General features: G+C 40.5%; 35 protein-coding genes, 1 tRNA gene and 1 pseudogene. 1 reads left to right on the forward strand and 36 read right to left on the reverse strand.

All coding sequences use genetic code 11. The features are described from left to right. From HJG58_RS05755 to HJG58_RS05810, 12 genes and pseudogenes are all read right to left on the reverse strand, one after another. A pseudogene (locus HJG58_RS05755) lies at positions 1-378 on the reverse strand (tail assembly protein); the annotation flags it as partial. Continuing rightward, complete coding sequence (locus HJG58_RS05760) at positions 362-1117, reverse strand: C40 family peptidase (RefSeq protein ID WP_170248240.1); 756 nt, start codon at positions 1115-1117, stop codon at positions 362-364. The pseudogene HJG58_RS05755 and the gene HJG58_RS05760, both read right to left, overlap by 17 nt. A gap of 6 nt (positions 1118-1123) precedes the next feature. Next, positions 1124-1930 (reverse strand): phage minor tail protein L, encoded by an 807-nt coding sequence (locus HJG58_RS05765; protein WP_170248241.1) that lies wholly within the window; start codon positions 1928-1930, stop codon positions 1124-1126. Continuing rightward, the gene (locus HJG58_RS05770; protein ID WP_170248242.1) at positions 1917-3077 is read right to left on the reverse strand and encodes a phage tail fiber protein; all 1161 of its coding nucleotides are present in this window, start codon (positions 3075-3077) and stop codon (positions 1917-1919) included. The genes HJG58_RS05765 and HJG58_RS05770 overlap by 14 nt, the downstream gene beginning before the upstream one ends. A gap of 52 nt (positions 3078-3129) precedes the next feature. Further along, positions 3130-3471 (reverse strand): phage tail protein, encoded by a 342-nt coding sequence (locus HJG58_RS05775; protein WP_170248243.1) that lies wholly within the window; start codon positions 3469-3471, stop codon positions 3130-3132. Next, positions 3468-3611 (reverse strand): hypothetical protein, encoded by a 144-nt coding sequence (locus HJG58_RS05780; protein ID WP_164523119.1) that lies wholly within the window; start codon positions 3609-3611, stop codon positions 3468-3470. Before HJG58_RS05780 ends, HJG58_RS05775 begins: the two co-directional genes overlap by 4 nt. A 39-nt stretch (positions 3612-3650) precedes the next feature. Next, positions 3651-7577, reverse strand: a complete 3927-nt coding sequence (locus tag HJG58_RS05785) for a tape measure protein (protein ID WP_170248244.1) — start codon at positions 7575-7577, stop codon at positions 3651-3653. Positions 7578-7654: 77 nt separating this feature from the next. Continuing rightward, a complete protein-coding gene (locus HJG58_RS05790) occupies positions 7655-7927 on the reverse strand; it encodes a hypothetical protein (protein WP_170248245.1) in 273 nt (90 codons plus the stop codon). A 5-nt stretch (positions 7928-7932) separates the two neighbouring features. Further along, positions 7933-8457 (reverse strand): DUF4468 domain-containing protein, encoded by a 525-nt coding sequence (locus HJG58_RS05795; RefSeq protein ID WP_017394224.1) that lies wholly within the window; start codon positions 8455-8457, stop codon positions 7933-7935. Between the two features lie 97 nt (positions 8458-8554). Next, positions 8555-9094, reverse strand: a complete 540-nt coding sequence (locus tag HJG58_RS05800; RefSeq protein ID WP_057076547.1) for an antA/AntB antirepressor family protein — start codon at positions 9092-9094, stop codon at positions 8555-8557. Next, positions 9091-9477: a hypothetical protein gene (locus tag HJG58_RS05805; protein ID WP_000932189.1), complete on the reverse strand. Its 387-nt coding sequence runs from the start codon at positions 9475-9477 to the stop codon at positions 9091-9093. Before HJG58_RS05805 ends, HJG58_RS05800 begins: the two co-directional genes overlap by 4 nt. A 79-nt stretch (positions 9478-9556) precedes the next feature. Beyond that, the gene (locus HJG58_RS05810; RefSeq protein WP_057076546.1) at positions 9557-9718 is read right to left on the reverse strand and encodes an Arc family DNA-binding protein; all 162 of its coding nucleotides are present in this window, start codon (positions 9716-9718) and stop codon (positions 9557-9559) included. A gap of 141 nt (positions 9719-9859) precedes the next feature. On the opposite strand from HJG58_RS05810, the gene HJG58_RS05815 reads away from it, so the two are divergent. Beyond that, positions 9860-10114 (forward strand): Arc family DNA-binding protein, encoded by a 255-nt coding sequence (locus HJG58_RS05815; protein ID WP_016803943.1) that lies wholly within the window; start codon positions 9860-9862, stop codon positions 10112-10114. A 269-nt stretch (positions 10115-10383) separates the two neighbouring features. Here the strand turns inward: HJG58_RS05815 and HJG58_RS05820 are convergent, their stop codons facing one another. The 24 genes from HJG58_RS05820 to HJG58_RS05930 all read right to left on the reverse strand — a co-directional run bounded on the left by HJG58_RS05820 (position 10384) and on the right by HJG58_RS05930 (position 25490). Beyond that, entirely contained in the window at positions 10384-10917 is a 534-nt protein-coding gene (locus HJG58_RS05820; protein WP_170248246.1) for a hypothetical protein, read from the reverse strand. Positions 10918-10963: 46 nt separating this feature from the next. After that, complete coding sequence (locus HJG58_RS05825) at positions 10964-11884, reverse strand: phage tail tube protein (protein ID WP_000094305.1); 921 nt, start codon at positions 11882-11884, stop codon at positions 10964-10966. Positions 11885-11948: 64 nt separating this feature from the next. Continuing rightward, positions 11949-12344, reverse strand: a complete 396-nt coding sequence (locus HJG58_RS05830) for a hypothetical protein (protein WP_170248247.1) — start codon at positions 12342-12344, stop codon at positions 11949-11951. Between the two features lie 36 nt (positions 12345-12380). Beyond that, positions 12381-13535 carry a GIY-YIG nuclease family protein gene (locus HJG58_RS05835; RefSeq protein ID WP_170248248.1) on the reverse strand — a complete coding sequence of 385 codons (1155 nt, stop codon included), beginning with the start codon at positions 13533-13535 and terminating at the stop codon, positions 12381-12383. 47 nt (positions 13536-13582) lie between these two features. Continuing rightward, positions 13583-14008, reverse strand: coding sequence for a hypothetical protein (locus HJG58_RS05840; RefSeq protein ID WP_170248249.1), 426 nt, complete (start codon positions 14006-14008; stop codon positions 13583-13585). Positions 14009-14012: 4 nt separating this feature from the next. Further along, positions 14013-14405: a glutamate 5-kinase gene (locus HJG58_RS05845; protein ID WP_170248250.1), complete on the reverse strand. Its 393-nt coding sequence runs from the start codon at positions 14403-14405 to the stop codon at positions 14013-14015. Positions 14406-14408: 3 nt separating this feature from the next. Next, a complete protein-coding gene (locus HJG58_RS05850) occupies positions 14409-14795 on the reverse strand; it encodes a hypothetical protein (protein ID WP_004989982.1) in 387 nt (128 codons plus the stop codon). A 56-nt stretch (positions 14796-14851) separates the two neighbouring features. Beyond that, complete coding sequence (locus tag HJG58_RS05855; protein WP_000818586.1) at positions 14852-15037, reverse strand: hypothetical protein; 186 nt, start codon at positions 15035-15037, stop codon at positions 14852-14854. An 11-nt stretch (positions 15038-15048) separates the two neighbouring features. Further along, positions 15049-16065: a hypothetical protein gene (locus HJG58_RS05860; protein WP_170248251.1), complete on the reverse strand. Its 1017-nt coding sequence runs from the start codon at positions 16063-16065 to the stop codon at positions 15049-15051. A gap of 17 nt (positions 16066-16082) precedes the next feature. Further along, entirely contained in the window at positions 16083-16808 is a 726-nt protein-coding gene (locus HJG58_RS05865) for a hypothetical protein (protein ID WP_006582101.1), read from the reverse strand. A gap of 182 nt (positions 16809-16990) precedes the next feature. Then, positions 16991-18076 carry a minor capsid protein gene (locus HJG58_RS05870; RefSeq protein WP_170248252.1) on the reverse strand — a complete coding sequence of 362 codons (1086 nt, stop codon included), beginning with the start codon at positions 18074-18076 and terminating at the stop codon, positions 16991-16993. A gap of 16 nt (positions 18077-18092) precedes the next feature. After that, positions 18093-19499, reverse strand: a complete 1407-nt coding sequence (locus HJG58_RS05875; protein WP_151277460.1) for a DUF4055 domain-containing protein — start codon at positions 19497-19499, stop codon at positions 18093-18095. Then, on the reverse strand, positions 19499-20782 hold the full coding sequence (locus HJG58_RS05880) for a terminase large subunit domain-containing protein (protein ID WP_170248253.1): 1284 nt from the start codon (positions 20780-20782) through the stop codon (positions 19499-19501). The genes HJG58_RS05875 and HJG58_RS05880 overlap by 1 nt, the downstream gene beginning before the upstream one ends. After that, on the reverse strand, positions 20742-21251 hold the full coding sequence (locus tag HJG58_RS05885; RefSeq protein ID WP_170248254.1) for a terminase small subunit: 510 nt from the start codon (positions 21249-21251) through the stop codon (positions 20742-20744). The genes HJG58_RS05880 and HJG58_RS05885 overlap by 41 nt, the downstream gene beginning before the upstream one ends. Positions 21252-21552: 301 nt before the next feature. Further along, a complete protein-coding gene (locus tag HJG58_RS05890; RefSeq protein WP_000433690.1) occupies positions 21553-22035 on the reverse strand; it encodes a NinB/YbcN family protein in 483 nt (160 codons plus the stop codon). 34 nt (positions 22036-22069) lie between these two features. Continuing rightward, positions 22070-22255, reverse strand: a complete 186-nt coding sequence (locus HJG58_RS05895) for a hypothetical protein (RefSeq protein WP_000907104.1) — start codon at positions 22253-22255, stop codon at positions 22070-22072. Next, on the reverse strand, positions 22255-22530 hold the full coding sequence (locus HJG58_RS05900; protein WP_001257963.1) for a DUF968 domain-containing protein: 276 nt from the start codon (positions 22528-22530) through the stop codon (positions 22255-22257). Before HJG58_RS05900 ends, HJG58_RS05895 begins: the two co-directional genes overlap by 1 nt. Further along, complete coding sequence (locus HJG58_RS19195) at positions 22481-22684, reverse strand: hypothetical protein (RefSeq protein ID WP_001984758.1); 204 nt, start codon at positions 22682-22684, stop codon at positions 22481-22483. Before HJG58_RS19195 ends, HJG58_RS05900 begins: the two co-directional genes overlap by 50 nt. A gap of 163 nt (positions 22685-22847) precedes the next feature. Continuing rightward, a tRNA-Ser gene (locus HJG58_RS05905) sits at positions 22848-22937 on the reverse strand. A 91-nt stretch (positions 22938-23028) separates the two neighbouring features. Then, positions 23029-23820 carry a death domain-containing protein gene (locus tag HJG58_RS05910; protein WP_050436878.1) on the reverse strand — a complete coding sequence of 264 codons (792 nt, stop codon included), beginning with the start codon at positions 23818-23820 and terminating at the stop codon, positions 23029-23031. A 94-nt stretch (positions 23821-23914) separates the two neighbouring features. Beyond that, positions 23915-24355 (reverse strand): hypothetical protein, encoded by a 441-nt coding sequence (locus HJG58_RS05915; RefSeq protein ID WP_039245343.1) that lies wholly within the window; start codon positions 24353-24355, stop codon positions 23915-23917. 9 nt (positions 24356-24364) lie between these two features. Continuing rightward, positions 24365-24658: a hypothetical protein gene (locus HJG58_RS05920; RefSeq protein WP_079270956.1), complete on the reverse strand. Its 294-nt coding sequence runs from the start codon at positions 24656-24658 to the stop codon at positions 24365-24367. Continuing rightward, on the reverse strand, positions 24658-25110 hold the full coding sequence (locus HJG58_RS05925; protein WP_006582144.1) for a hypothetical protein: 453 nt from the start codon (positions 25108-25110) through the stop codon (positions 24658-24660). The genes HJG58_RS05920 and HJG58_RS05925 overlap by 1 nt, the downstream gene beginning before the upstream one ends. Before the next feature lie 11 nt (positions 25111-25121). Continuing rightward, on the reverse strand, positions 25122-25490 hold the full coding sequence (locus tag HJG58_RS05930; RefSeq protein WP_000123971.1) for a hypothetical protein: 369 nt from the start codon (positions 25488-25490) through the stop codon (positions 25122-25124). Positions 25491-25565 lie beyond the last annotated feature (75 nt).

The following is a 25565-nucleotide window of genomic DNA, read 5'->3' on the forward strand; positions in this document are numbered from 1 at the left end:
GACCATCACAGCACCTAAAACAGTCTGTAATATTCCATTACCGCCTGCACCAACTACACGTGGAACAATATGAATAACCTCAGCTTCAGTATTCATATCAAGCTGTTCTTCACCGATATTGTCACCAGTGATTAGGCGCTTAGTTTCATGGTCATAAATTGCTGGGCGTTTCTTGCCTCGCTTATTACTTGAGTTATTACCCTTTAAAAACACGGCAAAGCGTAGGCCATGCTCATGTGCATGTAACATAAAATGTTCAAAGCCAGAAATTTGAACAGATAATGCTCGCATTGCTTCGCGGGTATTTGCGACATCAAGCTTAAATTCGCGGCCAAATTTTTGCCCCAAGATGCCGTACAACTTAATTGTTTTTAACATCTCTATGCCTCAAGATTTTTACCGTTCTGGTTGACCATTGCGGTCCATAGATTTCACGTATAGATTTACGGCCGTGAAGCTGATGCAAAATTAATGTATTGCCAATACAAGGTTCAGTATCTTCGGACTTGAGCAATGCATTATCACCAAGCCAAATGATGCAATGATTTGGGTGTTCTGTTCGTGGTACTCGACAAATCAACATATCTCCATATTGCGGAGTGTCCACTTCATAGAAACCAGCTTTCGGAAAGTTATCAATCAAAATTGACGGATGATCTTTGTCTTCCCACCACCCATCTTTTCGTTCAAAGTCTGGCAATTTAATACCAAATTCGCGGCCATAAAAGTCACGAACCAATGCATAACAATCCTGATAATGGTGAATATAATTACGCCCCACTAAGGGGGCGCGATAACCAAATGGTTCATAAACTTGAAAATCCAGATCTGGATATGAACAAATCACCCATGGTTTTTTGTGCAGTTCAATTTGAATCAGATCAAGCTCAGATGCTTTTGTAGTTCCATCTGGGTGGCTATGAATATATGCAGTAATTTCACCTTGATCTTCAGCATTTGCCAAATCTTCGGGATGAATTTCAAATTGATCATGTTGATTTGAAATATTACGGCATGGGATATATTGCTTATCAACAATCACCCCACAGCATTCAAGCGGATAGCATTCATCAGCATGCGCCATGATTGCTTTTTTAAGTTTTGCTGTAAGTTTCATAAGACCTCACAATAAGCTTGAAGCTGGGAACCCACCAAATGGCAATGGTTTATTTTCACCGTGACGCAATCCGCAAGAACGCAAACGTCCACCACAACGATCAAGTGCCGGATTATCTGTTGGCTCATCTTTATCAGTGAACATTGCAACACCTGTGTAACCGCATTCTTCGCCTCGATATTTCCCGACCATGCACCAATGACAAAGTGAAGTAATTTGGCGAACTGGAATTTTCAAGCCTTCAAAATCAATCGGATTTGAAAGTTCAAAAGTAACCTGCTGGGCATTTTCCGATGTCTTTTGCTCGATGTACCAGATTTGCTCTTTTGATTCATTCGATGCAGTTGGATTGCCTGCTGTGAAGTTTTCAGCATCAAGGTATTTAGCAAGGGTGGTAATGACTTTAAGTTTTGCACCAGCAAAGTCTTTAAACTGCAAACAGTAAGCAGACACAGCATTTTGAATGCCGTTAATATTGTTCGCCATGCTTAAAGTGGGTGCTGAAGCTTTACCATCTGAACGCATTTCAAGCCCAGATACTTCCAAAGCCATAGGCTCAAAAACTTGACCCTGCCAGATAATATTTCGGTTCCATACTTTTTGATCACCGGTATCAAAAACTTTGCCAATGCTGCCAGAGTCGGCACCAATTAAACCTTCGGAACCAATTGAAGAGTAGATTTTCTCCCAGTCTTGAAAAGAAATATGTCCATGAAAACGCAAGATGCCAGCACCTAAGCTGCTGGCATCTAGTTCATACAAATGAATTAATCCATCAACATACAGCTTCTGGAAATCACTATTCAGGGTCATAAGTCACCTCGTCATAGATTGGATTTCCATCTTTGTCTAAGACTGGCACCTCGTCATAGATTGGATTTCCATCACTATCAACTGCTTGAACCCATTCAAAAACTGGCTCACCATTTTCATTAATGACTGGTTGATTCGACAAAATAGGCGTACCGTTTTGATCAGTTTGAATGTGAGTTACTGGCTTTTTATAATTCTTGCCATCCACAATTACAGCTTTTCCTTCATCATCAAATAAATCTTCGTATTTAGTGATATAGGTCAATTGCGGTGCATATTTTACTTGCTGGACCATACGCGGTTGTTTTTCAGTACGTGGAATTTTTCTGACGATTGTCTTCTTGATACTGTTTAAACGAATATCAATCCAGCGCGGCTCACCGTTTGCGTTATTTGGGATATCAATTGGTGCATCGAGATTCGCAACAATGTCACCCTCTTCATTCATTTTTTTCTTGTATGTTTTAATTTCAAGATCACCATTTTCCAATGTCTGATATTCAACTGCACAAATCTTATTGCCGTGAGTGTCGGTCGGAATTTCAATCCACCAACCTTCTTTAGCGAATCCAGAAGAACCTTTAACTAAATAATGACCAATACCCAACTTCTCAAAAGCAAGAGGTTGTTCAGCGGCTTCATCGTTAGGTTCAATTTTATCTGCAAATAGTTTTACGATCGGAGATGCTGACTTAATGAAACCGTTCGAGTCTGTTGTTGTATTAATTCCACTAATTAAGATATTTCCCCAGCCAGTAAACGAATCTGGACCCGTTCCAAATCGTATACTTAATTGGTTTTTAAGATTTTGCTTATGAATTTGGGTTTGATAACTTGGATTACCAAAAGCGAATAGATACCCTCCCCCCATTGCTCCAGGTGCTCCTGTAGCTGTGGGGGAAATACCATAATAACCAGTTGGAATATTTCCAATATTAATATTTGAATAGAATGTATTCGAGCCACCTGTTGTTCCAATCCCAAACGCCCCTACCTCCATCACATTCCCAGCAGCAGTCCCAACCAAACGACTAGCTGCATGGTTGTTATTCGTAAAGTTTTCATTTATTTTTGCGCCAGTTGAACGGAAAGTATCACCGCCTGCGCCAGTCGGTGCTGAACCAAGATTAACAGTTTGAATTGTCATTTTCTTACTCGCATAAAAAAGCCCCTAAAAAGGGGCTTTAAAGGGGTTTAAATTAAGGGTAAAAAACTTGGGTGAAAGTCGTGGAGATTTGCCAAATATCACCACCTAAACAACGGGGTTGATATTCACCTGTTTTAACTCGGACTTCACCGTCTAAAGGTGAATCCCAAAGAAAAGAGTCAGCTCCCTTGTGCTGATCAAAGAATGCTTTGATTTGCATAATTTCGGCTTTTACTGCTGTTCTAGTGTATTGCCATGTACCAGATCGGTTATTGATACCTACAGCAATGTTTTGTTCATAACCGTCACCAAATTTGCTTGATAACGTATTAAAGCGCTGAGTATTACTATTTCCGTTTAAGTCACACTCAAAAGTAAATTTAAGGTTGCTCATTTAGAAAGTAAGCCTCCTTGTCGTTTATCTTTCAGAATTAATTTCTTTACGGCTTCACCAATTTGCGCACCTAAAGTCATTTCTGATTTTTGGTGTTCTTTTAAAGTAAATCGACGTTTTTGCTTTCTAAGAGATTTCATTTTTAGATCTCCAATAAAAAACCCACATTTTCGAGTGGGTTACTTTGATAATAAACCACCCTGTCGTTGCTCTTGCCGGATAATCGTTCTAACAGCATTGCCGATCATTTGCCCAAGCTGCTTCTGATCCTGAGTATTAGCACCATTAGTACTAACACCTGAATCAGTTACATAGACTTGGATTGTGACAGGCTGTCCAGAAGATGAAACTGTTCTCTCCAAACTCCCACCAGAGTTAATGGCATTCAATGTATCAACGCCAACTCGCTTAGTCGCTGCGGCATTCAATACATATTCCTGACCATGAACCACACCAGCTACATCACCTCGGCCCATGTTGCCTGTGTAGCCGCCTGAAGAGAAGCCTTGCGGAGTTGCTGCTTGGATGAGAGATACAAATGTACCCGATTTAATTGTCGCGATCGCTGCTGCTGCCGCTTTTTGGTACCAAGTACCTGGCTCATTTGCATAAGCATCTGAAGCAGCTTTCCACATATTCATACCAGCCTGCGCCAAAGCAAATGCTCGCTGACTTTCATAAAGAATGCGGTATGCACTTGATGACTCACCAAGCATATTTTTAAACATGCCAGCTAATGCACCAGTTACATTAGCTCCATAACTTAACTGAAGGTTCATTGAGTCATTTTGATAAGTTGATTCAATCAGTTTCAAACGCTCAAAGTGCTCCTTCATGATTTGTTCACGTTGTGCATTTAGAGCTACCATATTTGCATTTGGATCTTGTTCCTGAGTTTCAATATCAGCAAGCTGGCTATCAAGTAGATTTGTCGCGGCACTTAGGCGGCTAGATCGTTCTTGATCTAGTCTATAGAACTCACCACTGCCATTCATATCAGCTTGAATACCACCCCATGCTTGACCAGCTTTTGCTGCACGATCAAGGGCTTCTAATCGTTCTTGATCACGTGATAATGCCAGTCGCTTACGTTTTTCCTCCTCATCTTTTGCTGTTTTAGCAATTTCTTCTCGCTCCAATCGGTAGCGTTCTTGCATTGCCTCAGTTTCTGAAAGCAAGAATAATTTAGCTTGAAACAACCGCTGTTCCTGAGCGAGTTTTAATAACCCTAACTCTTGCTGTTTTTGCTGTTCCAGCAATTCAACGGCTTGCTTCTGCTCAGACTTACTTAATTCAATGTCATGAGCTGCATTGAACTTTTTACGGTTAAAGCTCTCCTCAAGTAACTGCTCCTCGGTTTTCTGGAACTCCTTATAGTCTTCCAGTTTGCTTCTAATTGCTTGTTTGGCAATAGCCACATCATTATCAGCACGGCGCTGTAATTCTGCCTTAATTTCAGCTGTTCGTTCTGGCGAGAATCCTGCCTTATCAACGTCTTCCAATCTAACTTTCAAATTATTCTGGATCCGCTGCACTTCAGAAGCTACTTCATTTTCAAGAGAGCGCTGAGCATCTAATTGACGATCAAGTTGAGACTGGATGTCACCTGCTGCTTTATCACTTCCCTTACTCGCACCACCTTTCACCTTGCTTTGCATCTTTGGAGATTGATGAAGCAACTTAAGAGATACACCATCCTCAAAGATTACTTCACTGACATAACCACCACCCTTGCTGTCATACCATGTCTTGATATCTTTCACAGCAACATTAGTCGTGATCGGCGTTCCTTCAGGCATTGAAAAATCAATACCCTTATGAAATGAAGAAGCCCCTTTAGTAGGGGCTTTTCGTGGACCATAATTAGAACTGATCTTGTAGGAAGTTAAAGGTTTGCCTCCCGCCTGTAATCGAGCCAGATGTTCATTAGAAACTTTCTGGCCCGACATTGAGCCACCATATCGAACATCAAGATGTGGACCAGTACCAATACCAGATTGACCGGAAATACCGACTAGACGTTTGCTGACCTTTTCTTGTTTCTCTAACTCTTTAGTACGTGCCTTATCCTTGTTTACAAGATTATCAAGAGCACTTTCCTGACTAACAATGCCCTTAATGATTTTGTCTTGTTCAACTGTGACGCCTGCAAAACCTTTTTTCTGATTTTCTCGATAGGTCTGTAACAGAAGCTCTGCTTCTTCTGCTGATCTCCCATATTTAGTGATCAGAACGGACTTAAAGTCTGCATCCCATTTGCGATCTGCAAGCGATTTATTGATGTCTTTAAGCTTTTTATTAAGCTCGGTTACGTCTTGAACCGCTCCTTTCGCTCCTTGACTCACATCATTAAAACCAGCTTTTGCATTGGCACCAGACGCGCGAACCTGATTTAACTCTGCGTTTGTTTGTTTAACAGCTTTTGAGTTTTCATCTACTTTCTTCTTGCTATCAGCCAGCTGGTTAATTTGATCCGAACTGATGAACGAAAGTTGATTTAATCTATTGAAAGCTTGGTTTACATCAATAACGCCAGTTTTTAATTCTGCCCATATTCGATAAGCTTCAGCACTTTGCTTATTGTTGTCAGTGATAGACTGAGTAAGTAACAAGAACTCGTTCTGAGATTTAGATAGTTGAGCATTCTGTAAACTTAGTTGCTTTGTCAGTTCACCTTCCGCTGCTCGCTTTTGTGCACCTTCAAGCTTCATGAGTTCATCAGCTGCCATGCCTGCATAACGTGATTGCTTCTCAAGCATATCATTGGCTTTATCGCCATTGTCTCGCATTAATAAATATCCAGCTGCTAAACTTGCTACTGTAATCCCAATACCAACTGGACCACCAAGTAAACCTAAAAGCCGTGATCCTATCCCTACACTAGCCGCACCTGCCGCTGCCGATCTAGCTTGTGCTGTTGCCAGTGCACCTTCCGCTACTGCCAATTCTCTTGTAACTTGAGCCTCAATCTTCTTAAGTTCAGCCATACGAGTTAAAGTCGCTGTACGCCCCTTCTCAGAGATTTGGGATTTTAAGCGCTGTACTTCTAAGGCTTTTTCTGCGGCAATTGCAGCTAAAGTTGCTTGAGTATTTGCAACAACTGTTTGAGTGCTAATTACTTGTTGAGCTGCAGCTGCGCGCTCGGCTTGAATTGCAGCATATTGCGTAACTGTTTGAGCAACTAATTCCTTTGTTTTTGCAACTACAGCAACACCTGAGGCATAAATTGCAGGAATATAGGTTCCAAGCCAATATGCACCACCGATCATCATTGCGTTAGTTAAAGTATCTAAATTTCCTGCAAGCGTTTGAATGGACCCTGATAATACTTGCGCTGCGCCAGATCCTTTGCCTGCTTCACCTACGAATTTAGTAATCCCATTACTTAGCATTCCAAGAGATTGACTAATCGTTTTATCGGTTTTCCCATAAAGCTCTTCAACACTATCACCAGCTTGCAGAAGTGCTTTAGTGATTACCTCCCCAGTTAGCTTGCCATCAAGCATCATCTGACGAAGCTCACCACGTGTTACTCCTAGTCCTTTTGCCATGGCATTTAAAAGACCACCAGCCCCGTCTACTAGACTGTTGAATTCCTCTGCACGAAGCACACCACCATCCAAAGCTTGCCCATACTGAAATAGTGCTGCCGAAGCTGATTCGGCATTAGAGCCACTAATTGCAACCGCTTTTGACGTAATTTCGGTAAGTTTTGCAGTTTGTTCTTGAGTTAGATTTAGTGTTTTTGCATTTGACATATATTTGGAGTAGACATCATTTACTGCACTCCAAGAAGAAGCCGATCTTTGAGCAATATCAAAAGTGTCAGCCATGGCCCGAGTTAATTCTTCTTGGCTATTTGTCACTAATTTCAGTTTATTGTTAATACCTGTATAGAGATCCATTCTATTAATGGCAGCTCCAACAGTTATAACGCCTGCCATATAACCTGCAAGTTGACGTGTCGCAACAGATAACGCATCCATTGATTTAGTGGCAAAGTCGCCTTTACGCTCAATGCTATCCAGCTCATTGCCTAGATTGCGTGCATTTCGCTCTGCATTTTTAGCATCAATTACAATGACCAAACGGGATTCTTGTGCCATCTTACTTTCCTCTAGGCAATAAAAAGCCCACTCAATGAGTGGGTTGTTAAGGTTGATTTTTGGGTTAGTGTTTTTGCTTAAGATGCGCTCTTGTTCTCGTGATATCTCAATATGCTGGCAATCTTTTGGAACAGATAGCCTACTAAAAATCCATTAAAGATTATCCCAATACCTGTAATCACCATGATTCCTGACCATACGGTCTCGGTACCATAATAAGTTCTTGGCACTTCAACTCGCCCAAATACAAGTATAAAAATAAATCCAGAAATAATACCTAGAACAATTATTCCCCATCCAAGAGCATTGCAAACTTCACTCTCGGTCATGCCTTGACTTTCTGTGCTCATGTTAATTACCAATCCGCGTTAGCTTTTTGCTGTGTTTTGATTTTTTCAGCCATTTCATCAGATGATTTATTTAATTCATCTACAATTAATTTTGCTGATGGATAGTTTTCAGTAATAGGTCTATTAGTTTCATTGTAGCGAACTCCACTAATCACCTGTGCAGGTTTGTAGTGGCTAAGATTGTCGTAGCTAACTCGCATTTTTCCATCTTTTGTATCTACGCGCACTGTGAAATCTACTCGATCACCAGCAGTAACAGTCATACAATCAGCAAACCCAGAACAACGGTATGGCATATTACCTTTGCCAATAATTGAACCCGTAGTCTTATCTTCGTACTGAATTACTGCATTTGCTGAGCGAAAAGCTGTTGCAAACCATTGACGTGCGCCATCATAAATTTGGCCTTGCTTTAATCCATCTATTTGATAAACCTTTTCAAACTTTACAGGTTCTGATGGTTGCTGAGGGGTAGTAGCACACCCAACTAATCCCAAACTCAATAATCCAGTAGCCAATAATTTTTTCATGAATTTCACCGTTTGTTATAAAGTGTACTAACTTTAACAAACTGATCATTAAATGTCACACGAAGAAAAACCCGCACTTGGCGGGTTCTTAATTCTTTTAAGCTTGCATCTCGTCTTCTTCGAATGGGAGCAAAGGCGTAATCTTTTGCTTCAGCTCCTCAACCTTACTTAATGCTTGAGGTTTGTACTGCTTACCAACCAAACATAATGTTCTTCCAGCATTTGAAGCAATTTCAGTAAACTTCTCAAACTCTAATACAGCTCTGTTGAATTGGTTCATCAAACCAAACGCAGTTTGACGCAAGGCTTTCTCACAATTAATAAAGTAGCGTCTTGCAGCTCTACCTTGTTCATTGTTTTCAACCATCGAAAGCTCTTTAGCCATATCAATAGTTAATATGTATTCTCTTGAAGAACGCCCACCATTAGGTTTTTTGGGGTTTACCAAAAAACTAATATAGTCTTCATTTTCAATAAATTTATAGGTCTTAATCCGTTTTTTTATCCATGTGGCAAACATTTCCCCAGATTTAAGCCACTTATGCAATTCACGTGCATCAACAGAAGGCTGAACCTCTCCGCCAATATCTCTATCAACAACTGGAATTAAAGTTTCTTGGTTAATAAGCATATTCATGACATTAGCCCTCCATTGCCCTTAGAGATTTTGTTCTTATTACTTGCATCAAGAAGTAAGTCAGCGAACCCTTGCATATGGCTTATAGCTAAAACTTGTTCGCTAAGCGATTGTATTAACCAGCCAACATCATTAAATGTTCCTAACGGTATTTCTTCATTTGCGTTGGCAAGCAACACACCAATAGCACTTAATCCCTTTAAAACTGGAAGGTTTGCATTTTCCGCAGCACGGCCTACAGATTTTAGAAAATTTTCTTCATCTGCCGAAACAGAGCCGTTTTGATCTGTTACTTTCTCAAGAATCTCAATAGGAATGGTTGGCAGTAGATCGGTAATATCTAGAACCTTGTCTTTATCAAATTCGAATGGTATATTTAACATAGTTCATATCTCACTGTTATGACTTCAATCAAGCTCCGCATCCGCCAAGATTCAGGGGCTTTTTTGTTGTCTATTAGATTCATGCTTTCGCATCCTGTTGTTTTTTGCTATCTAACCATTCTTCAATAATTAGATTTATCTGTGCTGTCATAGTTCTTCGCTGATCACCTGCCTCTTTCTTAACTTCGTTTAACAAATTCTCAGGGATTCGTACGTTCATCTGTGGATCATGTCTTGCCATATTTTCACTCCTTATAGCATGTGATGTTTATTTCAATCACAATCACATTAAAGCAAGTGCTTTACGCCAAGTCAAGATTTTTTGACTATTTATTTATAGCACTCTATAGTTAATGTACTTTGTACAATCTCTTTGACTGCTATGGCCCGCACAGATCCTCAAGTAAACTTTAGAATACCTGCTGAATTAAAGGATAAGCTTGATAATGCTGCCAAAGAAAATGGTAGGACTTTAACTGCTGAATTGATTCTTCGCCTTGAAATGACATTCGAGCATGATGATCATATTCAAGATCTAATTGATAGAATTGAAAAGTTAGAAGACACTGTTTCTGATTTAGAATACCATGCAAACGACCATAGTCGACGTATTGATAATCTTGAAGGTCGTTATTAAAAAAGCACCTCACGGTGCTTTTTTTGTCGCCTTCTTATGCGCCTCATCCAAGAACATATCGTCGAGTGTAAAGATACAGTCATTAAAGATGTAACGCTCAACTGGTAAATCATATTGCTCAACATAAGCATTAATTGCTGAGATATCTAGCGCCAGAGGAACACCTTGTTCATAGCGTCTAGATCGTGCAATTGTGTTATATGCAGACAGGATGGCATTAGCTACATAAGAATAGTCAGGTTTAGTTAAAACCTTAGTGTTGTTGAGATTTAAAGCTTTTGCGACTGCGCTTTGCTTTTTGCTGTAGTCGCTCGCTTCTTCTTCTGAGCTGAACTTTGCCCATTCGTAGAGGCTGACGACTTTCCCACAACATCATCTCGATACTGATTTGCTTCAGATTGGATCTTTTCAGATTCAGTTCGAATAAAGGACCAGAGAGAAACCCCTAAATCGCCCATGTTAAGCAATTTCGTAGCGTTCTCTGCATTGTATGCAGGTTCGGACTTTAACTGTTCGCCATTAGGACCTTCTTCGACAAATACAACACCCTTCCAGTCTTCAATTAAATGGCATGCAACTGCTTCCAATAGTAATTCATGAAAGAGTTTGTCATCGGGTGAAGCTTTAGCAACATCAAATCCTTTAGCTGTGATTTGGTTATTCGCACGTTCTAAAGCTACTTGATAAGGCTTATATCCAATGCCTCGGATTTTGAACTCAGCAAGTACATTACCTTCTTCATCTTTATATTCGCGCCACAAACTGACGTCTTTATTTCTTTGAATATTGACTTCAAGAGCCATGTTATATCTCCAAAAATAAGGCAGCAATTAAGCTGCCAAATCAGTATTAAGGCGTTGCTGGTGTACGAGTAATTGTTGGAGCTTCATCAACCACTGTGTAGTCAAAAGAAGTATTTAAGATGTCGCTTGTACCACCTGTAGGTAATCCTGCCGTAATTTCAACTTTAGGAATGAATAGCTCATATTCATTACCTTCACTGTCTGTAATTGGCACACGAAGAGAGATATTGGCATTCGTGAATTGTTTAGCGTACATCTCAGAGGTGTTTTGAGACCAAGCTGCTGTAAATGATCCTGTCCCTGCTGCAATCATTTCAAGAATCTTTTTAGGATCAATGCCGCTACCTAAACAGCGTTGAACCTGCATTGAGTTATCCCAATTGAATGTAAAAGCTGTAATACATGAAATGCCCGCTTGAGAAACACCATCAATCAAAATATCCCCTACAGAGATATTAGACATTTTAGGATTGTCATCGGCTGGCGTTACTGTGCCCAATGGAGGAGTAGTTGCACCCAAACGACCTAGAGCCATTAACCCGAAAGTCATGGTGATTAAGCCCTGCTCTGGAATATCAATTCCAAAGGTGTTTACGTGCGTGCCTTTAAAGATGTGGTAGTCATTTACATCAGTGAAACCGCGGAGCACACTAAATGTTTGACGCACATTTCCGCCAAACGTCAGAACATTGTTATCCCAATTATTGAAAGCGGCTGCGGCCATCAAGTCTTGAATCAATGGACTGTATTTAGCTTCACAAGTTAAATCGCCCGCATATTCAGCACCAGTAATCATTGATGATCGGGCAATTCGCGAATCTGCAATCGAATTAGACGATTCTTTAGTTACCGTAGCATCTAATGCATTTTCGGTGAATTCAAATGTTTGACGATCAAATGGGCTTGGTGTAACCCCAATTGTTGTTTCTTTAGCTATTTGTGTTAGCTGACGAGCGCCTGAACTCATAATAAGCTCCTAATTTTTGGCAATAAAAAACCCAGCTATTGCTGGGCCTAATTTGTCGAGAATGTTAATTGACTCTAAAGTTTATTGTTACCATAAATTCATAGAAATCTGAGGTACCAAGAGGCTGGATAGAGCCTTCAAGAATCTCTAGGTTTTCCTTCCTATAAAACTCAAAATGTTGAAGAACCTGGTCAGCCTTTTGAGTAATAAGAACTTCATGAGTTTCCGGTCTACACATTAACCGTATCTGAATAATTCCTGTTCTTCTTACGCTTGGCGAATCACTTAAGGAAGCAATAATAGACCCGCCCCAATTAATGTATATTGCTGCCCACAATCCTTCTGCTGGAACAGAAATTAGTTTTGCATTCGGATATTGAATTCTAGACTGTTCGAGATATGGGAAGGCCATCATTCGCTCAATTATGAACTTTCTAGCCTGATCAATATTGTTCGCCATGATGTTTCCCTTAACCTTTAAATTGATATGCTCCCTTTACACAATTAGTTGGAGCTGATTCGTTCTAAACAATCCTTCAACAAAGTCAGTAATTTGCTTAGGAATTTCAGAAAAACACTCAGATTGCCCTTCAAACGATTTCAAAGGTCTGTACTTAAAGTCTCTTAGAAGTTTATGCAGCTTATGTTCTAGATCATAAATAAAGCCAGCCTCGCCCCTATACAAGATTTCATGCTTAATTGAATAGCACTTAACTTTCCTGAATCGCACCTTTGGATTGTGTTTGGTTATTCCCACTTTAAAGAAAACTTCACCCTCTGAATGCATCTTAATTATATAAAGGTTGCTCAGACCATCAGTGTCTTTGCAAGCTCTTATGTACTTTTGTCGAGCATAAGCATTTCTGCAAAGATCGGCACATTTTGGGCATTTAAGTCCATTCGTATGTCCTGCCGCTTTCTGATGGAACCACCCATGGTCCTCACAAAATATCTTTACTTTTTTATTACTACTTACATAACTGCTTTCATCATATTTATATATATTTCCATGCACTTTTTGGGCATGGTTTACGAAATCACTGAATGTCTTGATTGATTTTATAGTTGTTTTTAATGTGCTGCATTTAACACACCCTGACCCTAGTCGATGTTGATATGGTGTTTGAGAGAAAACCCCATGTGATTGACAAATTATCTCTACTGGCTTATCAATCCCAATGTATTCAACCCTACTATAATCATAAGTATCACTATGAACTTCTTTGAATTGCTGAATAATAGTGATGTTATCTAACCTCTTGCAACCTGCACATGCTGGACAACCATGCCCCTTCATGTGATTCCCTGCCATTTGGTAGAATTCACCATGTTTAGGGCATATTATTGCTATCTGCTTATCAACTCCATTAAATATAGAGCCAACATAGCTATATTTACTATTGTGAACTTTGTTTGCTCTTTCAATGAACTCATCTATTCCAATACTTGGCCTTGTTTTTCTGCATTTTAAACAGCCAAATCCTCTTAAATGAGAACCAACCATTTGATGAAAAAAGCCATGCTCCTTACACTCAATAGAAATAATGTCTTTCTTATATGAAAACTCTACTTGATCATAATTGTATTTATCTGAATGGATTAGCTTAGCTTGCTGGATAAAATCTTCTTTTGTAAGGGTGGATTTTCGCATGGCCACTCCATTAAATAGGCAAATATCAGAATGCAATTATATCATATTTACCTATACTTTTCAGATATATACATAAATGTTGTTTCATAAAAACCTGTTGGATCTTGTTGACTATACCCATTTACCGTTTTACTCGGTTCGACCTTTGGATTCTTAGGGTAAAGGCCATAGTTAAGAACATATGCGTAAGGTAGGCTATTTGATAAGTACACCGTTTGGAATGGCTTAAGGCTGCCTAATTTAGCTAACTCACGGCTTAGCGTGCGTTGCCCGCCCTCATCTACGTCATTCTCATCAGCTTTTCCATCTACATGACCAATCCCAATACGGTTATTTGCTCTCACTGCACCAGTGTCCACCGCGCTCGAAAGAACAACACCTTGCAATGCATCAATCACAATATCTTTTTGTAGTTTAGTTAGATCGGCTTCAATAGTTTGAATAAAGCTAGTTGGTTTCTTTGTCCAGCCCATGGCGCTACACCTTCCTCAGTTGGGCCGTCCATACACTTGATGATGGATCCTGACCATAACTCACAACTCGATAATTGCCACCTTCAATCACCCAAATATCATTAACATCTGGCTTAACTAAAGTTCCTGCTGAATCCTTCACTTCATTTTGCAGTAGCACGGCTTTAGAGTCTGTTGCTCGGTAATCTATAGGCTTGACCAAATCTTTTGCCCAGCTTCCAAATAGGACGCCTCTGCCGCTATACACATATTCGGTGTAAGTATCCTCACCAGTAGCAGGATTGGAGCTGACTAATTGTTTGCGAGTACAGGTAAAGGAATCAACCGCGTCTGCCAGTTCATCTTCAGCATCAAAGGCAGCGCCAAGTTCTTTTTGAATCTCATCACGCATTCCCATGACTTACTCCGTAATGACATATGTGTTGATGTGATACTTCTCGCTAAAGAATGGTTCTAGAAGGTCAAGGATGAATTGCATATCTCCACTTACTGACTCTTCTTTGCCTGCAACATAGGTCTTGCTTACTGATGTTCCAGATTGAGCAGATACGGTCTTAGAAGCAACCACACCTTCTTTAGTTGTGTAGAGTTGCCCTGCTGCTGCCAGTTTTGCTAAGTAAGCGCCAGCCGTAAGAATCGCATCTGGCACTTCGCCTTCTGGATAATCTGGTAAATTTCTAGCATTAAGCCACGCATTAGCCTGCATCACAGCAATAACCGGATCACCAGTTCCCCACCAGTCAGGCCCTAGCTTTTGAGTCACACTTTCGACTGTTACATAGTTCATAGCTTAATCCTAAAAATCTAATTAAGAAGGACGGCCCGAAAGCCGCCCTGCTTTAGTTATGCACCACCATTCAGCGGTGCTTCTGGCACAGGAACTGCTACTTCTGGGTCCTTAATGCCATAGTCACCCGCTGTTTTGGCAGGGTCAAACATAGTGCCTGCTGCTAATGTGTCAGTCGCATCATCAGCATATCGGCGGTCAGTTGGGTATTGGTATTTGTAGTCTGGTTGCTTCTCAGCCATGACTGCTCTCCTTAAAGGTTAGTAATTAGGAAGCGGATTGAGGTGTCTTCTGGTTTGGTTACAAGTTCCCAGTTAGCTGCCTTCTGCAAATCAGCCCAAGAAGCGCTTAAAGACTCACGCTCTGTACCACCAGTTAAAGTGTCTTTAGGTGCAATGAAGCTAAAACCTTGCGGATGGATCAACATGTTGCGACGCGTCCAAAGGATTTCATGACCAGCACCATTACCAGTTGATTGTGTTTCTTCAACCTTCAAATCTTTTGGACCGGGAACAGAGTCATATGCAAATGCGCGTGGACCTGCAAGAATCGTGATGAACTTAGCGTTTGCGCCTGTGCCAATTTGCGTATTGGTATCTGTTTCAATGACTGCGCGCCCGTTGTAAACGGTGATTGGTGGCAAGTTATCACTTGTGGTCACTTGTTCAAGTAATTGCTGTTTACGCATCTTCGCAGCAATACGTGAATGCACGAACATCACACCACGTCCACGTAATGAAGCATTCATTGTGCTTTCCGCATCAATGTAGGCATCTACTGACCAACGTGAAGCATCTGTTGCTGTTGAAGCAGAGATGTCAGTAGTGAATCGCTTGCCGTTCGCCTGGTCATAATTACGCAAGCCAATTACTGTTGCTAGAGCACGGTTTTCGGCAGCTTGTTGCCAATACTTATTCAGCATTCCACCAATAAGCTCAAGTGAATTGACCTTCGATAAATACTGCCCAAGAACAGACTCAAGAAAGCCTTCGTTCATATAAGCAACGCGGCCTTGCATTTCACCTGCATCAATCGTGCGAGGCATTGCGATATCAGTCAAAATGGTGTTGCCATAGTTCTGTTCAACATTACCATCCACACCGTTAATGTATGGAACGACGAATGTTGATGAACCACTTGTAAGCAAAGGACGTAAAGATTCATCAGATACGAATGCACCTGAATGCACGAGTGGCGAAACTGCCACAGGATTTGGACGTAGATAAGATAAAACTACGTCACGGTTAAATACTTCTACTAAAGAAGGCATGGAGTTACTCCCAATAATTAATTATTAAAGTCACCATTCGCTACTGCTGCTTGGAACCCTTGAGGATCATTCTTTTGGAATTCCAAGCGCTCTTGCGTGGTCATTTCACTTGGTTTCTTGGCAGCTCCACCACCTGAACCACCGCCAGAAGCCCCACTTCCTGACGCATTTGAAGCAACAATTAATGGCTTGAATGCCACATTGCCGCGGAACTCTTTTTTGAGGTCATCAATACTTAAAGCACTAGGTTTGCCCTGCGAATCTAGTACACGTACTTTGACCTCTCCGTTTTCATCAGTTTCAACTTGAAGACGATTTGTAATATGTGGAAGCAAAACTGCCTCCGAGCCTTTGATTGAAAGCTCACTTGCTAATGCTTGTGCTGTTTGCCCGACAGTTAATTTGTAGACTTGGTCTTGCAATGCTTTGGTTGCTTCCGCATGTTTTGCTTCTGCCTGCTCAAGCTTGGCTTTCCAAGATGCTTCAATTGCAGCAACGTCACCTTTTTTACGGGCTGCTTCTTCGGCTTCGCGTTGAGCTTTCTCTTCGGCTTCGCGTTGTTTTTGTTGAGCAGATTTCTTTTCACCAAGAAGTTCTTCAACTTTCTTCTTCAGCCCATCCAGTTCTGAATTATCTTGCTGCGGCAAACCTTCAACTTTTAAATAAAATGCACCATCTTTTTCTTCATAAAGTGCTTTAATTTCATCAGATAAGCCCTCTAGGCTATCGAGTTTGTATTTCATGTTTTGCTCCCTGAGCGGTTTTGCAGTCACAAACTGCGGGCAATAAAAAAGCACCCGAAGGTGCTATGGTTTAATTTATTTGGTAGGCTTGTTAATTCTTCTAAGCCATCGGCGCAATCTGAACTTACTTCGCGTTGAAAGTCTTGAAAGCTCTAATGAGCCTTCGCCTGTTAAATCAATGATCATAATCCCAACCTCTTAAACATTTCTTCATCAAGCTTTTTTAGTTCTGCAAGCGTGAATGGTTGACCTGTTAGCGGATCCACAAACTTATCCAATGAGTACTTACCCTCTTTGAATAGTTTGTATCGCGACGGCCCAAGCCAAGACTTTTGAAAAGCTGCATCTTGTTTATCAAACCACCCTTTGAATGTTGTATTTGAATCAACTACACCTATCTCCCCCTCTCCATTCACTTTGTTGTTGAATGGGCGCATGCCGATTGTTTTCCCTGAATCATCCGAAACCGGAATTAGGATCGATCTACAGTTGGGGTGAAGTGGTGGCACTGGATGAGGTTCATCTTTCTTATAAACCTTGTCAGAGTAACCCATACAGATTTTAGAAGTACGGCTATCTAGTGTTGCGATGAACTTTACATATTCAACACCAATGATCTGATATGTTTCATTCAGAGCAACATTGGACACATGACTTCGAGCAGTGCGAACCATAGTTGAAATCTGGTTTCTACTCTGATCAAGCAAACCGTCTTGGTAATTAAGAGCCTTCTTGCCTTTAATTCGCTGAACAATCTGCTGGTTTGTCTGACCCCGAGATAGACCATCTCGAATTGTTTGCTCTACCCGAACTTTTGCATCGTCTGCGATCTTCTCGAATAGGTAATCAAGCAGCACACCACCGCTTAAAGGCGTTTTCTTTGCCTTGTTGAATAGCGTCTTTCCATTTGGTTCTATTTTGCGATTAGCGAGGGTTTTAGCCTGATATGTAGCTTCATACACCGCTAATGCAGTAGCGCTTACTGTGAAGCTCTCAAGCAATCCTGATGCTACACTTGCCTGCCAAGTCTGAACCAGTGCTCTAACTTCTTTCAAAGCAGGTGTTGTGTATTGCGCTGCCATCAATGCAGTCTTTTCAGCGTCACTCAAGTCATCTAACAAATCTCTTAACTTTGAAAGCATCTCACTAGAGAGCGAATCAAATTGTGTTAGGAGATTATTGATTTCAGTTGAAGAGAGCCGATACAGATAGGCCTGATGTGATACCAGGGCATCAAGTAGAGCTTGTTGTGACAACTGGACGTTCATTTGTCACTCCTGCGATTTAAACCACCATAGGTCTATTAATTGACTCGCTTTCGATACGTGTTTGCTCATCTTCAAAGCTAATTTCTGGCACTTTCCCAGTTGTAAGCAACTCATGGAAGGTTTCCATACTCATGCGATTAGCAAGCACCATTTCCCAATAGAACTTAAGCGTATCAAGGTCAATCTTACCTTTAGCAAAATCTTGCTTAATTGTGAGTTTCGCTTTAGATCCGCTTCCATAATATGCAGCACACCATTTAAGCGCATATTCCATCGCCTCATTGGTATTCGCCACACACAAAGAAAGAACACTATACTGAGCCAGCTTTTCATTATTTGATTGGGTAGCTGTCTTGTTGACCTGCTCGGTCTCAAGAATCTTGGCACCCATGGCCTGCATGTACTTTTCTTTAGCATCCATAGCCTGCTTGGCTAAGGTACTTTCAGTTACTTGCTTGTAATCAAATGATGAACCTTTCGGAAGCATTAAAGGATTCTTAGAACCTAACCGCACTCCATTTTTCTGCAACCAGTCGCGCCAACCTTCATCAAGTTCATTAATAACTGGTTGAGCTTGCCCACAGATAAATACCATCTCTTCATAGCTTGCGCTGTTCTGATAATGGGCCAAGTTCATAGTGACAATTGGTTCTAATGGGATCGGGTCAATATTCCAATCATTAGCCAAAGACCCCAAAGGAATAAAAGGAATTTCATTCCATCTTTGGCCTAATGAATTTGTTGGATAAAAGATATCCCCGCCCTGTAGTTCTCCTGACTTATCTGTATAAACTTGAACGTTATATTCATTGTTTTCATCAAGGCGAAGTACACGGTAGATATTGATTTCTTTCTTAGAGAACTCGTCTTCTGGATCCTTTTCCGTAGTCTTCTCATGCAAGACAATAAGTTCAGGCTTATAGACCGAACCAACTCGCTTTAGACTCCAATTGATAATGCTCAACGACTCATAAAATACGATTGTTGGTCGAATGCCTAAGCTCTCTGCCTGCTGCACAGACACATTGCCGTCAGTAGTTGGATAATCAACAAATAAACCACCACGTGCATGTTTAAGCTGACCTTGCAAGGCAGATTGTGCAACTTGGTAAATTGACTTACCTGTACCATCTGCATCGTATTTAAGAAAATCCATTCCATCTGGTTCGAATGTTGGATCCTCTGCAAATACCACGCCGACCATCTTGTTTAATGTGTCCTTAGAAATCTCATAAAACACAGCACGGGTTAAGTAAGCCAAATAATATTGATCATTCTGCGTTAAATCAGACGATACATTGGGTTTTGGTAAATAAAGTTCGCCACGCTTCTTAACCGTGGCAGAACCATCACAGACATCGTCGATAGTTTCCCAACGCTTTTTCATGTCTGCATAAGCTTGATGTTCAGTATTAACTGGCATTAGTAAACCATTCCTATATCTAGTGATCTTGCAGGACGAATAATCGGGAAGCGTTTAGCAAGAGGATATCCGCCAGCATCTCCCACATGGTCCAAGCCTGATTTCTTATCTGGCATTCCAAAATCGTCATAAACTTGCTGCTCAAAGGTCTCTGTGAGTCTTGGGCATTTATTTGTGTTGACTAAGAGTGTTCGCTCACCATTGCCATTTAAGATCAAAGCATTTACTGCATTAATTCGGTCTTTAATGTTCGGGTTTGTTGAATTTACTTCGACCCTTAAACCCTTCTGTCTCAAGATTGCATGATCAGATTCGCTACTCTTTTTCGATGAAGTAGCTTGGCCTGCCGCATCTGGGATAATTGTCATCTCATGGTTTGGGAACTTTTCAATCAAAAGATCAGCCATAGTTGGCGTATCACGAACGCCTACCAGCTCATCTAAGGCTCTTGGCTTGCCATCTCGAATGACATAAACAACAGCTGCCATTTTCAAGACGTTGAAGTCCATACCAATGAGTAAAGCCTCATTAGGTCTTATTTCCTCATCTGTATGGTTTAAGGTCCGGTCGAAGTCTGGATAAACTGCTCCGCTCGTTAAATTAACAAACTGCCCTTTTAAGTAGGCTGAAATCAATTGAGGTGGGTAAGACTCAAACAATGATGCAATGTAGTCATCAGGAAGATTGGCTTCATTGTCATAGGTGGAAGCTTGAATCATTCCATATAGAGCGCGCTTAGCATCGCTTTGGTTTGCTTCTTTGACAAATTGCTCATGAGTGAACTTAAAGCCTTCTGGCGTTGTTGCAACATCAATACCGTTCAACAAACCAGCTTGTTTATATCGCATACGAGCAATGATCTTGCGCCAAGCTTGTTGAGCCTTGACCTTTGTCATCACATCAAGCTCATCAATCAGAGCATGACCAATCTTAAAACCTACAATAGTGTTGGGCTTTTCCATTGAACGGCAGATAATTGTGCTTCGATACTGACGTCCATAATAAAGATCCACTTCTTTATTTGATTCATAGATCTTTGTCTTTAATCCCCAATCGAAAGCAACTTCATCAATAGTGGGAAAAAAAATATCCCGGATCTGCGGATACGTTGGAGCGAAGTAACCCAACGGCACCTTTGGAAATGACCAAGATTTATCACAAAGACTTGAACAACCTACCCAAGTTTTACCTGAACCAAACCCTGCAACAAAAGCTCTAAACTTATTTGGCAATTGGAGAAAGTTAGCCTGAGGCACATTCAGTGTTGGATTGATGTTCGGCATCTTTTTTACTCGCATCTACAACATGAATAGTCACCTGCACTGGGGTTACATCTTCATCTTCTTCTGGATTAAGTTCTTTTTGGAGTTTTGCTATTTCAAGCTCTTGTTTCTTCACCTGAAGTTCACTCACTTTATCCAACCCTAGTAGCTTAGCTTTGCCCATTGTTGCTGCAACTGCCGCAGAAACTTGAACTCGCTCTCCTTCAAATGCGGCTTTACGTGCTTCTTCTAATTCTTGAAGCAAGTCATCCACAGTCAAGTTATGGCGGGTTTGATGTTCCTTTCTAATGAGTTCGAGCCTTGTTGTAATCTTGTGGTTATCAAGTAATCTTTTAGCCTCACGGTTGACCGTGTTTTCATTCATTGAATCCGCATCGTAGGCTTGTCGATACGCCTCCGAAGCGTTCCCCAATTCGATAAACAATTGGCAAAAGTTCTCTTGCTTCGGAGTTAGTTTTAACTCCGCCATAAATCTCACCCATTAAAAAACCGCCACTTGGGCGGTCATAACTACTTCACAATTTCCAACTTTTCCAAGAACCGATCTAGCTCTTCCTCAGAATTAAACTCTAGATCTAGGATGTCATTGGAGGTTAAAGTTAAAACTAACTTATAAAAATCTCTATTAGCAAATTTATTGTTTTCTGATGTAGCCTTTTTCACTTTTACCACATGATTTAAATTAATGTATTCGGATTTATGCTGAACAAACATTATTTTTCCTTTATTAGTAATGATTAAAGAAAAAACAATATATCTTAGCTGCTTAACTATTCCAACACATACTTAAGGTCATCAGGTGTTTCCAAATAACACCCATGTTTATTGCAGAATGCATGAATGTCATTTAGGTATTCTGTGAATTGAGCTGTGCTTGCATCTGTAGTGCTCATTAGCTCGCATAGTCCATCAGCTACTTGTTGATAGGCTGGATGTTTAGAATCCTTCAATTCTCTAACAGCCTTGAATGTTTTTTTGTATTGGCCAACGTCATCACGGTCATAGATTTTTGCTAAGAAGTTCTTCTTAAAGAACAGATGCTCATAATCTTTATCAGTACCTTGACGTTTAGCCCATTGATTAAGCCACATCCAGTACAAACGATTTTGAGCTTTTGTCCGGTCTTTCTCTTGTGGTGCAATTAAAACCACTAAAGGCTTCCCTTCACTCGCTGCCTTTGCATGATTATTATTGAGATAGCCAATTACATAGTTGATGTCAGAATGGTTTTTGATGACGAATCGTGGTTCCATTTTGACCTCGCAATAAAAAAACCACTGAAGGTGGCTAAGCTTCTTTATTCACTAATAACAAAAATTCTTCTAATGAGTATTCAGTAAGACGATACCACTCATTATCAACTGTCATGACAAACCATGCTTCAGGATTACATGGTCCTTCCACAATTTCTTTCTTTAATAATTTTACTTCTTCAGTCTTAATTACCATCTTGCTATTAATTTGTATAAGCATCAAAACACCTCATCATCTTTAAGATTAAGCATGCGCTCTGTTTTTTCTAACATCTTGTCGAACCATTCTTTAGATTCTACAAGTCCCATCCCTCGATACTGGTCAAACCATTGATGGCAGGAATGGCACAAAGGTATTGTGTATTTATCATCTGCTTTAATCCCCTTGCCTTTACCATGTTCACTGAAATTAGAATGAGCCGCTTGTGAGTGAGGATATCCGCATCTAACGCATGGTAACGCTCTTATTTCGTTTAGCCTCTTTGTCGAACGCATTTTCTAGGTTCTCTATTCTGGTTCTGAGAGTATTTACTTCACGCTGGCATTCAGTCTTAAACGTATGGCTGCTGAATAAGTGGTTATAGTTTTCTAACCGGCTAAGATTACGTTTATAGATTTCTAAATTCTTCTTCGCTTCGATTGTGTCCATGTTCACCCCAAAAAAGAAAACCCCGTCAAACGACAGGGCTATAAACACTTAATCTTTCCACACTTTCTGCATTCTTTCTGATTGAACATGTCGGATTCATATTCCCAAACATGTATGCAAAAGACCTGCTTAATGATTCGGAGCATGTGAACCTCCTAGAATTTGGCGGAAAGTATGAGGTTCGAACTCATGCGTCGCTGATAGCAACAATGGCTTAGCAGGCCATCCCCTTTACCAATTCGGGCAACTTTCCTATAGGCAACAAAAAAGCCCACGATTAAGTGAGCTTTTAAATGACAAGTGACATATGCTTGTAACTCTGCCACTCTATCACATAATTTACCCTACGCGTTTAAACGAGTCAACACTTCTTCAAACTTTTCATGAACTAAATCATCATCTCTATAGCATTCGCCCATTCCAGCAAAACCAATTTTTGGAGAATATTTAAATTTTGATAAGAACTTGTGAATCTTCTTTTCCATATCCCAGATTCTGGAAGCCCTTCCTTCAATTTGCTTTATAAGCTCATACTTGTACGGCATCTTGGAAATAGTTAAAAAGCGCTGCTCAACAGTTGTTGCACAAATACCGATCTTTATAAACGATTCTTTTTCTCTAAAACAACGAACAAGATAAATACTGGAATTGCCATGATATTTTTCACTACACAATTTTTGATACTGTGTCTTGCTTAAAGGGCTTAAGAAGCAATTTGGACATCCCTGACCTAAAAGATGCGCGCTAGCTCTTTGTTCAAAGAAACCATGTTTGTAGCACTTAATTTTTACTTTTAAAGTAGACTTCACATATACAGTTTCAGTGTAATCATATCTATCACCATGCTTCTCCCTGCTTTTTCTAACAAAGTCTTCTTTTGTTAACTTCGCCTTGGTTGAACATTTTGAGCAAACCATTCCACGCATATGTCGATCAGCCCTTTGCTCAAAAACACCATGAACTTTACAAATTATAGATACCTTCCCAAATAGTCTCTGGAAGTTAGTTATTGAATAATCATACTTGTCGCCATGGATTTGTTTGCAATTTTCAATATATTGCTCCTGTGTTAATTTTGTTCTTGAACTTTTTGTTTGCATAGCTTCCGCTATGACAATAGAATTGCTTCCAGTCATTTTGTTGCCCTTTTAACGATTTGATTAGAGCCATATAGGTGTTGGTAGCACCTGTATGGCTTGCTTAAATATTATACCATAATAATAAATAAACTTATGATATTCTTAATCTTTTGTCATGTGCATGAAGAAAGAATCTTGCACATCCAACCATGATATTTACTTGTGCCTTAGATTGCTTCGTGATGATACCCACAGCACTTAATGATCTGTTTTCCACCTTATGTCGAACTAAGCACATCACTGCATATTTAGCCTGATAATCCACTTTTTCTGATCTTAGGACACTTCGCAACAAAGCCTGTACTTGATCCGCCTCAAAGTCATTAATCTCACATCGAATGTAAGATTTACCTTTTGGAAGCTCTCTGTCTGCTTCACGCATTAACCAGTAAATTTGATTGATATGAAGATCATCTGGTAAATCCCCTCCTTTCATGCGCACAGTTTCACACCAAGCGCCGAATTGCTCTAGCCATCCATCAATTGTGTATTTGTTCCAATCCATTACTGGTGTTACTACTGCCGCATTCATACCATCACCCTAATCGTCTAATTCTGCTTTGTTTATAAGTATTGAGTACATGTCTTTTGAATAGTTTGATATTGGGAACTTCTTGCCGATCAGTTCCGCAAATTCATCATCAAGCTTGCGCACCAGATCCATGTATTGAATTTGCTTTTCATCAGTCTCACCTGTAGGCCATTCAGGTGTCTTAGCTTGGTACTCCTCTGCCCATGCTTTGACTTGTTCAGCTTTATCTTCATATCGAGTGCGAAAGAAAGCATGAAAACCTTCTTCGTATTGTTCATATGTCCCAACTTCGTAAAAGACCATCACGCCACCTTCTTCCCTTGCATTCCCCAGATCAACATGCCTGCGTCACGCTGCTCTTGATTCGTACGCCCTTGCCAACCTGTAATCTTGTTAAACTGCTCTGCATTGAGTTTTGATTTAGTAGGCTTCACCAGTAAGACTGCTAAGCCTAAAGCCTGTGCTATTTCTGCTAACAAGATGCCTGTTGCATGGTTCATCCCAACGCGTCTAGCAATCTGCTCGTTCACTTGTTTTGAGTGACCACCACCTACTCTGAAGTTTGCTTTCTTATTTTCCCAGCCTGCTTCGATCACAACCTTTTTGATGCTGTCCTGTTCATTTCTGAATAGCTCAACAGTTTCAGGAAAAGTTAGATTTTTGAGTTGAAGATCATTCCCTAGAATGGCAACTCCCGACTTTTCCAAGTCAGGATCGATGCCAATGATGATTTGAGCCTCTTTGAATGTGGTCATTGGCAAGCTCCCTAGTCGTAGTAATAATCGTCAAGGTTTTCTTCGTTCCAACGCTTCCAAAACTTAGATACACAATCAGAACATCTGCTATAAACTGGCCCATGACTACCTTCATCAGGATCTCGATAAGAAGAGAGTTCAGGCACTAACGTTTTGCATCTTGGGCATTGCTCCCATTGAGATTCATCATTTCGTTTTTGTTCTTTATAAGCTGTATATTGATCTGAGCATTCCTGGCACATATTTGAATATTCAGCCCCAAAGCTATCTGCTTCTACACAAACTCTTCTTACCGCAGAACGCTCTGGGTGGTTATGGCAATTAGTACCCCATTCATCATCTTCAACAGATACTGATTGATTTGGTAAATGTGCTGTCATAGTCCTTCCCCCTTGAGCGCTTGCTCTTCCAACTCACCTCTAATTGCCTGCTCAGCCAAATCTAGAGCTGACAAC

This window comes from Acinetobacter geminorum, from assembly GCF_013009345.1.
Classification (GTDB): domain Bacteria; phylum Pseudomonadota; class Gammaproteobacteria; order Pseudomonadales; family Moraxellaceae; genus Acinetobacter; species Acinetobacter geminorum.

Bases quoted from the DNA above. Each gene is read 5' to 3' on its own strand.
- HJG58_RS05850 (WP_004989982.1), bottom strand. From the start codon at position 14,795: ATGAACTATGTAACAGTCGAAAGTGTGACTCAAAAGCTAGGGCCTGAC.
- HJG58_RS05800 (WP_057076547.1), bottom strand. From the start codon at position 9,094: ATGAATATGCTTATTAACCAAGAAACTTTAATTCCAGTTGTTGATAGA.
- HJG58_RS05890 (WP_000433690.1), bottom strand. From the start codon at position 22,035: ATGGAACCACGATTCGTCATCAAAAACCATTCTGACATCAACTATGTA.
- HJG58_RS05770 (WP_170248242.1), bottom strand. From the start codon at position 3,077: ATGACAATTCAAACTGTTAATCTTGGTTCAGCACCGACTGGCGCAGGC.
- HJG58_RS05765 (WP_170248241.1), bottom strand. From the start codon at position 1,930: ATGACCCTGAATAGTGATTTCCAGAAGCTGTATGTTGATGGATTAATT.
- HJG58_RS05900 (WP_001257963.1), bottom strand. From the start codon at position 22,530: ATGCGTTCGACAAAGAGGCTAAACGAAATAAGAGCGTTACCATGCGTT.
- HJG58_RS05910 (WP_050436878.1), bottom strand. From the start codon at position 23,820: ATGACTGGAAGCAATTCTATTGTCATAGCGGAAGCTATGCAAACAAAA.
- HJG58_RS05885 (WP_170248254.1), bottom strand. From the start codon at position 21,251: ATGGCGGAGTTAAAACTAACTCCGAAGCAAGAGAACTTTTGCCAATTG.
- HJG58_RS05870 (WP_170248252.1), bottom strand. From the start codon at position 18,076: ATGAACGTCCAGTTGTCACAACAAGCTCTACTTGATGCCCTGGTATCA.
- HJG58_RS05760 (WP_170248240.1), bottom strand. From the start codon at position 1,117: ATGAAACTTACAGCAAAACTTAAAAAAGCAATCATGGCGCATGCTGAT.
- HJG58_RS05785 (WP_170248244.1), bottom strand. From the start codon at position 7,577: ATGGCACAAGAATCCCGTTTGGTCATTGTAATTGATGCTAAAAATGCA.
- HJG58_RS05855 (WP_000818586.1), bottom strand. From the start codon at position 15,037: ATGGCTGAGAAGCAACCAGACTACAAATACCAATACCCAACTGACCGC.
- HJG58_RS05780 (WP_164523119.1), bottom strand. From the start codon at position 3,611: ATGAAATCTCTTAGAAAGCAAAAACGTCGATTTACTTTAAAAGAACAC.
- HJG58_RS05845 (WP_170248250.1), bottom strand. From the start codon at position 14,405: ATGGGAATGCGTGATGAGATTCAAAAAGAACTTGGCGCTGCCTTTGAT.
- HJG58_RS05860 (WP_170248251.1), bottom strand. From the start codon at position 16,065: ATGCCTTCTTTAGTAGAAGTATTTAACCGTGACGTAGTTTTATCTTAT.
- HJG58_RS05805 (WP_000932189.1), bottom strand. From the start codon at position 9,477: ATGTTAAATATACCATTCGAATTTGATAAAGACAAGGTTCTAGATATT.
- HJG58_RS05820 (WP_170248246.1), bottom strand. From the start codon at position 10,917: ATGGCTCTTGAAGTCAATATTCAAAGAAATAAAGACGTCAGTTTGTGG.
- HJG58_RS05920 (WP_079270956.1), bottom strand. From the start codon at position 24,658: ATGGTCTTTTACGAAGTTGGGACATATGAACAATACGAAGAAGGTTTT.
- HJG58_RS05875 (WP_151277460.1), bottom strand. From the start codon at position 19,499: ATGCCAGTTAATACTGAACATCAAGCTTATGCAGACATGAAAAAGCGT.
- HJG58_RS05880 (WP_170248253.1), bottom strand. From the start codon at position 20,782: ATGCCGAACATCAATCCAACACTGAATGTGCCTCAGGCTAACTTTCTC.
- HJG58_RS05915 (WP_039245343.1), bottom strand. From the start codon at position 24,355: ATGAATGCGGCAGTAGTAACACCAGTAATGGATTGGAACAAATACACA.
- HJG58_RS05930 (WP_000123971.1), bottom strand. From the start codon at position 25,490: ATGACAGCACATTTACCAAATCAATCAGTATCTGTTGAAGATGATGAA.
- HJG58_RS05815 (WP_016803943.1), top strand. From the start codon at position 9,860: ATGGCCCGCACAGATCCTCAAGTAAACTTTAGAATACCTGCTGAATTA.
- HJG58_RS05810 (WP_057076546.1), bottom strand. From the start codon at position 9,718: ATGGCAAGACATGATCCACAGATGAACGTACGAATCCCTGAGAATTTG.
- HJG58_RS05840 (WP_170248249.1), bottom strand. From the start codon at position 14,008: ATGGGCTGGACAAAGAAACCAACTAGCTTTATTCAAACTATTGAAGCC.
- HJG58_RS05795 (WP_017394224.1), bottom strand. From the start codon at position 8,457: ATGAAAAAATTATTGGCTACTGGATTATTGAGTTTGGGATTAGTTGGG.
- HJG58_RS05925 (WP_006582144.1), bottom strand. From the start codon at position 25,110: ATGACCACATTCAAAGAGGCTCAAATCATCATTGGCATCGATCCTGAC.
- HJG58_RS05865 (WP_006582101.1), bottom strand. From the start codon at position 16,808: ATGAAATACAAACTCGATAGCCTAGAGGGCTTATCTGATGAAATTAAA.
- HJG58_RS19195 (WP_001984758.1), bottom strand. From the start codon at position 22,684: ATGGACACAATCGAAGCGAAGAAGAATTTAGAAATCTATAAACGTAAT.
- HJG58_RS05830 (WP_170248247.1), bottom strand. From the start codon at position 12,344: ATGGCGAACAATATTGATCAGGCTAGAAAGTTCATAATTGAGCGAATG.
- HJG58_RS05825 (WP_000094305.1), bottom strand. From the start codon at position 11,884: ATGAGTTCAGGCGCTCGTCAGCTAACACAAATAGCTAAAGAAACAACA.
- HJG58_RS05835 (WP_170248248.1), bottom strand. From the start codon at position 13,535: ATGCGAAAATCCACCCTTACAAAAGAAGATTTTATCCAGCAAGCTAAG.
- HJG58_RS05895 (WP_000907104.1), bottom strand. From the start codon at position 22,255: ATGCTTATACAAATTAATAGCAAGATGGTAATTAAGACTGAAGAAGTA.
- HJG58_RS05790 (WP_170248245.1), bottom strand. From the start codon at position 7,927: ATGAGCACAGAAAGTCAAGGCATGACCGAGAGTGAAGTTTGCAATGCT.
- HJG58_RS05775 (WP_170248243.1), bottom strand. From the start codon at position 3,471: ATGAGCAACCTTAAATTTACTTTTGAGTGTGACTTAAACGGAAATAGT.